The sequence below is a fragment of the Roseomonas sp. 18066 genome (assembly GCF_902706185.1).
Taxonomy (GTDB): Bacteria; Pseudomonadota; Alphaproteobacteria; order Acetobacterales; family Acetobacteraceae; genus Pseudoroseomonas.
In genome coordinates this window covers 1-9,702 of sequence record NZ_CACSJM010000193.1, presented here as the reverse complement: position 1 = coordinate 9,702, position 9,702 = coordinate 1, and the positions used below count along the sequence as shown (strand labels likewise).

General features: G+C 72.9%; 10 protein-coding genes. 8 read left to right on the top strand and 2 right to left on the bottom strand.

The window, feature by feature from the left end:
* The coding region (locus GVN67_RS25985) for a response regulator (RefSeq protein ID WP_160000227.1) at positions 1 to 2,413 on the top strand (2,413 nt) is incomplete at its 5' end.
* A 6-nt stretch (positions 2,414 to 2,419) separates the two neighbouring features.
* Here the strand turns inward: GVN67_RS25985 and GVN67_RS25980 are convergent.
* Positions 2,420 to 3,220, bottom strand: a complete 801-nt coding sequence (locus tag GVN67_RS25980) for an SDR family NAD(P)-dependent oxidoreductase (protein ID WP_160000226.1) — start codon at positions 3,218 to 3,220, stop codon at positions 2,420 to 2,422.
* A gap of 96 nt (positions 3,221 to 3,316) precedes the next feature.
* Between GVN67_RS25980 and GVN67_RS25975 the strand changes: the two genes are divergently transcribed.
* The 5 genes from GVN67_RS25975 to GVN67_RS25955 are packed head-to-tail and all read left to right on the top strand — an operon-like array spanning position 3,317 to position 7,113.
* The gene (locus GVN67_RS25975; protein WP_160000225.1) at positions 3,317 to 4,129 is read left to right on the top strand and encodes an IclR family transcriptional regulator; all 813 of its coding nucleotides are present in this window, start codon (positions 3,317 to 3,319) and stop codon (positions 4,127 to 4,129) included.
* The gene (locus tag GVN67_RS25970) at positions 4,129 to 4,686 is read left to right on the top strand and encodes a carboxymuconolactone decarboxylase family protein (protein ID WP_160000224.1); all 558 of its coding nucleotides are present in this window, start codon (positions 4,129 to 4,131) and stop codon (positions 4,684 to 4,686) included. The genes GVN67_RS25975 and GVN67_RS25970 overlap by 1 nt, the downstream gene beginning before the upstream one ends.
* A complete protein-coding gene (locus tag GVN67_RS25965; protein WP_160000223.1) occupies positions 4,686 to 5,633 on the top strand; it encodes an SMP-30/gluconolactonase/LRE family protein in 948 nt (315 codons plus the stop codon). Before GVN67_RS25970 ends, GVN67_RS25965 begins: the two co-directional genes overlap by 1 nt.
* A gap of 50 nt (positions 5,634 to 5,683) precedes the next feature.
* A complete protein-coding gene (locus tag GVN67_RS25960) occupies positions 5,684 to 6,667 on the top strand; it encodes a tripartite tricarboxylate transporter substrate binding protein (RefSeq protein ID WP_160000222.1) in 984 nt (327 codons plus the stop codon).
* Positions 6,667 to 7,113, top strand: a complete 447-nt coding sequence (locus GVN67_RS25955; RefSeq protein ID WP_160000221.1) for a DUF4286 family protein — start codon at positions 6,667 to 6,669, stop codon at positions 7,111 to 7,113. The genes GVN67_RS25960 and GVN67_RS25955 overlap by 1 nt, the downstream gene beginning before the upstream one ends.
* Before the next feature lie 160 nt (positions 7,114 to 7,273).
* Here the strand turns inward: GVN67_RS25955 and modD are convergent, their stop codons facing one another.
* The gene (gene modD, locus GVN67_RS25950; protein ID WP_160000220.1) at positions 7,274 to 8,122 is read right to left on the bottom strand and encodes a ModD protein; all 849 of its coding nucleotides are present in this window, start codon (positions 8,120 to 8,122) and stop codon (positions 7,274 to 7,276) included.
* Positions 8,123 to 8,307: 185 nt separating this feature from the next.
* On the opposite strand from modD, the gene GVN67_RS25945 reads away from it, so the two are divergent.
* On the top strand, positions 8,308 to 8,874 hold the full coding sequence (locus tag GVN67_RS25945; RefSeq protein ID WP_160000219.1) for a sigma-70 family RNA polymerase sigma factor: 567 nt from the start codon (positions 8,308 to 8,310) through the stop codon (positions 8,872 to 8,874).
* Positions 8,858 to 9,625, top strand: coding sequence for an anti-sigma factor (locus tag GVN67_RS25940; protein WP_160000218.1), 768 nt, complete (start codon positions 8,858 to 8,860; stop codon positions 9,623 to 9,625). Before GVN67_RS25945 ends, GVN67_RS25940 begins: the two co-directional genes overlap by 17 nt.
* The last annotated feature ends 77 nt before the right edge of the window (positions 9,626 to 9,702 follow it).

The window sequence follows — 9,702 nt, the reverse complement described above, 5'->3', positions numbered from 1 at the left end:
GCAGGCTTCGGCGGCTCAGCTGACCCAGGCGCTGGCCTCGGGCCTGGCCGAGCAGATCTCGGGCGCCATCGAGGCCGCGGGCCTGGTGCTGACCGAGCAGCGCAGCCGCATCGCTGGCGGCCATGCGCCGCAGCTCTCGCCCGAGATGGGCAGCCTGCTGCGCGACATGCCGCAGCTGCGCGCGCTGCTGCTGACCGACCAGCGCGGCCGCGTCGTCTCCGCCTCGGTGCCGATGCTGGTGGGGCGGGAGCTCGGCGGCCAGCCCTGGTTCCAGGGGCTGGACCCGCAGGCGGCCGAGGGCCCGGCGCGCGACATGCCGGGCATCGACTTCTTCCTGCTGCCGCCGCAGCCCGGCCGCTACCTCGACGGCCGCGGCCATGCCGATCCCTGGCAGCGCTGGACGCTGCCGATGGCGCTGCCGCTGATCGCGCCGGAGACCGGCTTCGCCGGCGCCGCCATCGCCCTGCTCAACCCCGACTACCTGACCGCCATCGCCGCCCGCCCGGCCCAGGCCTTCGGCTTCGCCATCCGCCTCTATGACTTCGAGGGGCGGCTGGTGGCGCGCGCCGATGGCGGCAGCCAGGGCATCGGCCAGGCGCTGGCCGACAACTGGCTGTTCCGCGACTTCCTGCCGCGGCAGGAGCTGGGCTCCTTCAGCGGCCGCGACGCGCGCGGGCGGGAGGTGACGGCCAGCTTCGCCGTCAGCCGCCAGGCCCCGGTGGTGGTCGAGGTGGCGCAGGAGCGTGCCGATGTGCTGGGCGCCGCGCGCGAGCAGGACCGCATCCTGCTGGGCGCCGGCGCCGCCGTGCTGGCCATCGCCGGCGCCGCGCTGTGGCGGCTGCTGCGCCAGGGCCAGCGGCTGGAGGCGAGCGAGGCCATGGCGCAGGGCGCCTCCCGCGCCAAGGCGGATTTCCTGGCCACCATGAGCCACGAGATCCGCACGCCGATGAACGGCGTCATCGGCCTCAGCGGGCTGCTGCTGGAGACCGAGCTCGGCGCCGTGCAGCGCCGCTATGCCGAGACCATCCAGAGCTCCGCCGGCCATCTGATGGCGGTGCTCAACGACATCCTCGACTTCTCCAAGCTGGAGGCGGGCGAGCTGGAGCGCGAGGCGGTCGAGTTCTCGCCGGAGAAGCAGCTGGGCGGGCTGCTGGCGCTGCTGGCGCCGCGCGCCGCCGCCCGCGGGGTCGCGCTGCTGGGCGAGGTGGCGCCCGGCCTGCCGCCGCGCGTCGCCGGCGACCTGCTGCGCTTCCGCCAGATCCTGCTGAACCTGATGGACAATGCGGGCAAGTTCACCGAGGCCGGCTGGATCCGCGTGGTGCTGTCGGCGGCGCCGGAGCCCGGGGAGCAACAAGCCGGGGAGAATCAGGCCGGGGAGCATGGGTGGCGGCTCTGCGGCACGGTCAGCGACACCGGCATCGGCCTGGACCCGGCCAAGGTGCCGATGCTGTTCGAGCGCTTCACCCAGGCCGATGCCTCGACCAGCCGGCGCTATGGCGGCACCGGGCTGGGCCTGGCCATCACCCGCCGCCTGACCGAGCTGCTGGGCGGCGGCATCGAGGCCTGGCCGCGCCCCGGCGGCGGCTCGGTCTTCCGCTTCGAGATCCTGGTCAGCGCCGCCGCGCATCCGGCGCCGGCGCGGCCGCCCGGCCCGCTGCAGGACCTGGCGGTGCTGGTGGTCGAGGCGGCGACGCCGGAGCGGGAGGTGCTGGTGGCGCAGCTGCGCCAGCTGGGCTGCCAGCCGCGCGTGGCCGACAGCGCGGCGCTGGTGCCGGCGGCGCCGGACGCCGCCCTGGTGCTGGCCGCCGGCGCCGAGGCCGAGGCCCTGGCCGCCCGCCCGCAGCCGCCGCGCCTGGTGCAGCTGCAATCGCCGGGCGCGGCGGCGGTGGCCCAGCCGGGCGCGGCGGTGGTGACCCAGCCGGCCGCGCGCTTCGCCGCCGCCATCGCCCGCCCGGTGCTGCCCTCGGCGCTGCGCCTCGCCTTGCTGCAGGCGCTGGACCGCCCGGCCGAGGCCGCGGCCGGCGGCGTCGACGCGGCGGCGCCCAGCCCCGCCGCCGGCCGCGCCGTGCTGCTGGTCGAGGACAATGCGGTCAACCAGCTGGTGCTGCTGCACATGCTGGAACGCGCCGGCCTGGCGGTGACCGCGGTGGCCAATGGCGCCGAGGCGGTGGCCAGCGCCGCCGACCGCCGCTTCGACATCATCCTGATGGACATGCAGATGCCGGTGATGGACGGGCTGGACGCCACCCGCGCCATCCGCGCCGGCGACGGCCCGAACAAGGCGACCCGCATCATCGGCCTGACCGCCGCGGTCGGCCCGCTCTATGAGCGGCAATGCCGCGAGGCGGGGATGGACGACTACCTGACCAAGCCGGTCGACAAGGCGCTGCTGCTCGCCGCCCTGGCCGGCTGACCGAGACTACCCGCAGCGCACCGACATGCCGCCATCGACCACCAGCTCGGTGCCGGTGATGAAGCGCGCCTCGTCGGAGGCCAGGAACAGCACGGCATGGGCGGTGTCGCGCCCGTCGCCGGCGAAGCCCAGCGGGATCCGCGCCAGCCGCTGGGCCAGCAGCGCCTGGGCGTCGCCCCCCATGCGCTGGCCGGCCAGCCGGACTTCCACCATCGGCGTGTGCATCTGCCCCGGCACCACCGTGTTCACCCGGATGCCTTTCGCGGCGTATTGCACGGCGACCACCTTGCCGAGCTGGATGACCCCGGCCTTGCAGGCGGCATAGGCGACCTGGGCCGAGCCGGTCCAGCGGATGCCCGAGGTCGAGGCCAGGTTGACGATGGCGCCCGACCCTTGCGCCTCCATCACCGGCAGCACGTGCTTGCAGGTCAGGAAGACGCTCTTCAGGTTGAAGTCGACCTGGGCGTCCCAGACCTCCTCGGCCATTTCCACCGGCCCGCCGGCGGCCGAGCCGCCGACATTGTTGACCAGCACGTCGATCCGGCCCTGCGCCGCCTGCACCGCCTGGACCATGCCCAGCACCGCCGCATTGTCGGTGACGTCGCAGGCCAGCGGCGTGAAGCTTCCCCCGGTTTCGGCGATGCGGGCGGCGGTTTCCTCCATGGCGTCCAGCTTGCGATCGATGCCGAAGACGCGGGCGCCCTCGGCGGCGAAGAGCACCGCGGCGGCGCGGCCATTGCCCCAGCCCGGCCCCACCGAGCCGGCGCCGGTGACGATCACCACCTTGTCCTGGAAGCGTGCGGCCATGGCGTTGTCTCCCCCTGATTCGGCGGCAGGCTAGGCGGCGCTTCCACCACGCGCAACACACTTCCGAAATTCCGGAAGCCAAGCTATCGTCGTCGCGTGAGCAAAACGTCCTACACCCCGACCGCCCTGGAAAAACAAGCCGCGACTCCGCCGCGGCGCCGCGCCGCCCGGCCGCCGCGCGAGCCCGGCGCCGAGGGCGAGGGCAGCGTCCGCGCCGTCGACCGCGCGCTGGCCCTGCTGACCGCCTTCCGCGAGGAGGACGGGCCGCTGGGCCTGGCCGAGCTGTCGCGCCGGGTCGGGCTCAGCATGACCACGACGCTGCGCATGCTGCAGACGCTGGAGGGCCAGGCCTTCATCCGCCGCCTGTCCAGCGGCGGCTATGTGCTGGGTCCGACGCTGATGCTGCTGGGCGACCGCTGCCGCCGCTCGCTGCGGCTGGAGGACCATGTGCCGCCGGCGCTGGAGCGGCTGCGCGCCGAGAGCAGCGAGAGCGCCACCTTCTTCATGCGCGACGGGCAGCAGCGCCGCTGCGCCTTCCGCCTCGACAGCCCGCAGATCGTCCGCGACTACGCCCGCGTCGGCGAGGTGCAGCCGCTGGGCCGCGGCGCGCATGGCCGCGCCATCATCCTGTTCGATGGCGGCGTGGTGCCCGGGCCGGTGCTGCCCTTCGTCACGCTGGGCGAGCGACATCCGGACCTCGCCGCCATCGCCGCCCCGGTGCTGGATGCGGGCGGCGAGGTGCCAGGCTCGATCGGCATTTCCGTGCCGCTGTACCGCTTCACCCCGGCGGTCGAGGCGCTGTGCCGCCGCCTGGTCTATCGCGAGGCGCTCGACATCACCGCCGCGCTCGGCGGCGACGTGGCGCGGCTGCAGGCCGCCGCCGCCCCCGACCTGAAGGAGCCCGGCTGATGCCCCGCCTGACCCTGCCCGCGGAAGACGCCCGCACCGAGGCCCAGAGCCAGGCCATCGCCGAGGCCACCGCCGGCCGCCGCGGCCGCGTCCCCGCGCCGATGATCGCCTGGCTGCAGAGCCCGGAGCTCGCCCGCCGCGGCCAGCATCTGGGCGAGATGCTGCGCTACGAGACGACGCTGGAGCCGACGCTCTCCGAGCTCGCCATCCTGGTCACCGCCCGGCACTGGACGGCGCATCACGAATGGTTCGCCCATAAGCGCGAGGGGCTGAAGGCCGGCATGGACCCCGAGGTCATCGCCGCCATCGCCGCCCGCCGCGCGCCAGTCTTCCGCGACGATCGCGAGCGCGCCGTCTATGCCGTGTCGAAATCCCTGCTGGAGACGCGCGGCGTGCCGGATGCGCTCTATGCCCAGGCCGTGGCGGCGCTGGGCGAGCGCGGCATGGTCGAGCTGATCGGCATCCTCGGCTACTACGCCCTGGTCTCGATGACGCTGAACACCTTCGAGATCGGCCTGCCGGATTCCTTCTCCCCCGAGCTGGTGGAGACGCCCTGATGCCGGACTGGGACCCGACCCCGCGCTACCCGGACCCGGCCGTCCGCGCGCTGCACCCGTCCTTCGAGAAGTACCACCTGCCGCTGGCGGCGGTGGAGCGGCTGGCCACCGGCTGCCGCTGGGCCGAGGGCCCGGTCTGGTTCGGCGATGCCCGCCACCTGCTGTGGAGCGACGTGCCCAACGACCGCATCCTGAAATGGGAAGAGGCCAGCGGCACGGTCAGCCTCTATCGCGGCGGCGCCGGCCATTTCGCGAATGGCAATACCCGCGACCGCCAGGGGCGGCTGGTCACCTGCGAGCATGGCGGCCGCCGCGTCACCCGCACGGAATATGACGGCAGCATCACCACCCTGCTCGACCGCTTCGACGGCAAGCGGCTGAATTCGCCGAACGACGTGGTGGTCAAGTCGGACGGCTCAATCTGGTTCACCGACCCGCCTTTCGGCATCCTCGGCAACTACCAGGGCTTCGCCGCCGCGCAGGAGCTGCCGGCCAATATCTACCGCATCGACGGCGTCACCGGCGCCGCGCAGATCGTGGCGGAGGGCGTCGCCGGGCCGAATGGCCTCGCCTTCTCCCCCGATGAGTCGCTTCTGTACGTCATCGAATCCCGCGCGCGGCCCCGCAACATCCTGGCCTTCGACGTCACCGGCGACGGCACCCGGCTGGGCGCGTCCCGCGTGCTGATCGGCGCCGGCGACGGCACCCCGGACGGCTTCCGCGTCGATGTCGACGGCAATCTCTGGTGCGGCTGGGGCATGGGCAGCGCCGAGCTCGACGGTGTCCGCGTCTTCAACCCCGAAGGCGCGCCGATCGGCCACATCGCCCTGCCCGAGCGCTGCGCCAATCTCTGCTTCGGCGGGCCGCGGCGGAACCGGCTGTTCATGGCCGCCTGCCGCTCGATCTACGCGCTCTACGTCAACACGCAGGGGGCGCCCGGCGGCTGAGCCCCGCCCGGCACCCCCGGCCGATCGCCTAAGACCAAGAAGGAAAGTCCATGCTTCGTCGTCGTACCCTGGCCACGCTCGGCGCGGCCGCTGCCGTGCTGCCCGCCCTGAGCCGCCCGTCGCTGGCCCAGGCCACCCTGCCCGAGACGCCGATCCGCCTGATCGTGCCCTTCCCGCCCGGCGGGCCGAACGACCTGATCGCGCGCCTCCTGGCCCAGAAGATCGGGCCGCTGATCAAGCGCAACGTCGTCATCGAGAACCGCTCCGGCGCCGGCGGCGTGGTCGGCACCGATGTCGCCGCCAAGTCGGCCCCGGATGGCACCACCATGGTGCTGACCAGCGCCGGCGCCGTCGCCATCTCGCCGACGCTGATGCCGGCCATGCCCTTCGACGTCGCCCGCGACCTGGCGCCGCTGACGCTGGTCGCGCTGATGCCGGAGCTGCTGGCGGTCAATCCGAAGCTGCCGGTGAAGACCCTGGCCGAGCTGATCGCCTATGCCAAGGCGCGCCCGGGCGAGGTCAACTTCGCCTCCAGCGGCAATGGCAGCATGCCGCACCTGGCCGGGGAATCGCTGCGCTTCGCGACCGGCGTCGAGATCATCCACATCCCCTATCGCGGCGCGGCGCCGGCGGTGACCGACCTGATGGCCGGCCAGGTGCAGATGATGTTCGCCGACATGCCGGCGCTGCTGTCCCAGGTGCAGGCCGGCGCGCTGCGGCCGATCGCGCTGGCCGGCGACGCCCGCTCGCCGCTGCTGCCCGACGTCCCCACGCTCGCCGAGGCCGGCCAGCCGAGCGTCGCCCCGGTCAATTGGTACGGGCTGGTGGTCTCGGCCAGGACGCCGGCGCCGATCCAGGCGCTGCTGCAGGACGCTGCCACCCAGGCGCTGCGCGACCCCGAGCTGGTCGCCGCCTATGCCGGCCAGGGCGCCAAGGCGTCCCCCACCACCGCCGACGAGTTCCGCCGCTTCATCGCCGAGGAGACCAAGCGCTGGGGCGAGATCGGCAAGCGCGCCGGGGCCAAGATCGACTGATGGCCGACCTGCTGATCAGCGTCGCGGGCCCCGGCCCGCGCTTCGCCGCCGTCGACGACCCGGCCGATGTCATCGCCTGGCAGGAGCCGGCGACCGACGCCGCGGGCACGCGCTACCTGTTGATGCAGTCCATTGGCGCGCCGGGGGTGGAAGCGCCGTTTCTCTACATCGTCGAGCAGGACGTGGCTGCCACCGATGAAGAAGAGCTGAACCGCTGGTACTTCGAGGAGCACCTGCCGCGGCTGGGCGCCGTGCCGGGGGTGATATCGGCCCGGCGCTACGCGCTGGTGGAAGGATCGGGCCGCAAGTACCTGGCGGCCTATCGGCTGGAGCGGCAGGAGGTCTTCGAAGGGCCCGATTGGATGGTGGCGCGGCAGACGCCTTGGACGGCGACGGCGCGGCTGCTGTTTAAAAATCCTCAAAGAAAGATGAGGAAAATTATTTAAGAATAAAAGGTTGGGGGAATGAATTCCCCCAAGCCCCCATCTTTTTTCTGTCAGGCTGCCGCCGCCCCGACCAAGTGGGGCGCTGGTCTGAGAACGGCCGGTGACAAAAACAAAAGAATGGGGTCTGGGGAAATTCATTTCCCCAGCCTTCCCTTTGTTCTTAAATCTTTTCCATCACCACCGACACATCCAGCGGCGACGCCGAATAGGCTGCCGATGTCACCAGCAGGTCGGCCCCGGCCCGGGCGTAGTCGGCCGCGTTGCCTTCATGGATCCCGCCCGTGGCCGCGATCAGCGGCCGGCTCGGATGGCTGCTCAGCGCGCGGATAACCTCGGCCAGCTGGTCCGGGGTCATCTTGTCGCATTGCACCATGTCGACCCCGGCATGCGCCATCTGCACCGCCTGGTCGACGCTTTCCGCCTCCACCGCGATCTTGCGTTCCGGCTGGGCGGCGCGCAGGCGCGACACCCACAGATGCGGTGGCTCGCGCCCGAGGAAGGCGCGGTGCTGGGCGAAGACCAGGATGCTGTCCGACAGCCCCAGCCGGTGCGGCACGCAGCCGCCGGCGGTCAGCGCCCGCAGCGACAGGTCCTTGGCCCCCGGCAGGTGCTTGCGGGTGCCGGCCACCACCACCCCCGGCCGGCCCAGCTGGGCGGCGGCGCGGATGCGGCTGGCGCGGGTGGCGATGCCGGAGGCGATCTCGACCAGCGTCTGCGCCACCTTCGACGCCGCCTGCAGCGCCCCGGCCGGGCCCTCGGCGGTCAGGATCGGGCTGCCCGGCTCCAGCAGGGCGCCGGAGGTCGCCAGCCGCCGCACCTCGCGGGCGCCGGCCAGCTGGAACAGGGTCGCGGCCTCCTCGGCGCAGCAGACGGTCATCGCCGCGCGGGCGGCCAGGGTGGCGCGGCCCGAGGCTTCGGCGATGCCCAGCCCCTGGGTGGTCAGGTCCCCATAGGGGACATCCTCGCGCAGCATGGCCTCCAACCGGGCCATGGACAGGGTGAAGCTCATGACGTTTCCCAACAGCGGTACAGGACTGCCCCGCCACCAAGCCACGCGGCCCGGCGGTTGTGAAGGGCCCAGCACAGGGGCCACCCATGCGCGGGCCGAGGTTCCCGCCGGCCGCATCCCGGGGAATCATGCGGCACGCGGAAAAAGCCGGGAATAAACCCCGCCCCGGCCACGTAGTCTGGACCATGAACTTCGGCTGGCGACAATTCGACGTGGTGGCGCATCTGGTGCCGATGCGGCGCTATGCCCGCTCGCTGACCCGCCATGCCGAGGATGCCGAGGACCTGGTGCAGAGCGCCCTGCTGCGCGCCTATGACCGCCGCGGCAGCTTCCGCGCCGGCGAGGACCTGCGCACCTGGCTGCTGGTGGTGCTGCATTCGACCTTCGTCGACGGCTGGCGGCGCCAGGCGGCCGAGCGCGCCCGCATCCAGGCGGTCAGCGAGGCGGCGCCCAGCCATGCCGAGCCGGCCCAGGACCATGCGCTGCAGCTCGGCCAGGTCTGGCGCGCCTATCAGGGCCTGCCGGACGAGCAGCGCGCCGCCTTCCACCTGGTGGCGCTGGAGGGCCTGTCCTACCAGCAGGCCGCGGCCGTGCTGGAGGTGCCGATCGGCACCGTCATGTCGCGGCTGGCCCGTGCCCGTGATATGCTGCGCCGGCTCGACGCCCCCGCCGAAGCCGCCGGCCGGGCCCCGCGCGGCGCCAATCCCCCTTCCCTGCGTGTCGTCGGAGGCTCGCATGACCCGGATGCCTGAGGCGGTCACCGATCTCGAGATCGACGCCTATCTGAACGACCAGCTCGACCTGCAGGGACGGATCGCGGTGGAAAGCGCGCTGGCGGCCAATCCGGCGCTGGCGGCGCAGGTGATGGCCGACCTGCGGGTGCGCGACAGCCTGCGCGCCGCGACCGACCTGCCGCAGCCGGGGGCGCGGGATCCGATCGACCTGGCGGCGCGCCGGCTGCAGCGGGGCCTGGGGCGGCAGCAGCTGCGGCGCAGCGTCGGCCGCGGCGCCTTCGCCGCCGCCTGCGTGGCGGTGGGCTGGCTGGTGCATTGGCAGATGAATTCCTTCGGCGGCCTGCCCAGCGAGGCGGCCTCGCCGCCGCCGCGCTTTGTCACCGAGGCGGTGCAGGCGCATCGCACCTCGCTGCTGCGGGCTGCGATGGAGTCGCAGCTGGAGGCGCCGGAATTCGACCGCCAGGAAATCCTGCACAGCACCGCGATCGCCCTGCCGCAATTCCCGACCGACTGGCGGGTGCTGGACGTGCAGGTCTATCCGGCGGCGCTGGGCTCCAGCGTGGTGGTGATGTTCCGCACCGCAGATGCCGGGCCCTTCTCGCTCTACATGGCGCATATGAGCAGCGAGCGCCGCGTCGCGCTGCGGCTGTCGCGCCAGGGCGAGAAGCAGGTGGCCTATTGGCGCGAGGGCAAGCTGGGCATGGCGCTGACCGGCCAGGCCAGCGCGGTGGAGCTGCGTCGCATCGCCACGCTGCTGGCCGCGATCTGATCCCTCCGGCGTCCATCCGAACGTGAAAAGGGGCCGGGGCATCGCTGCCCCGGCCCCTTCCGCATCGGGCGGGAGGG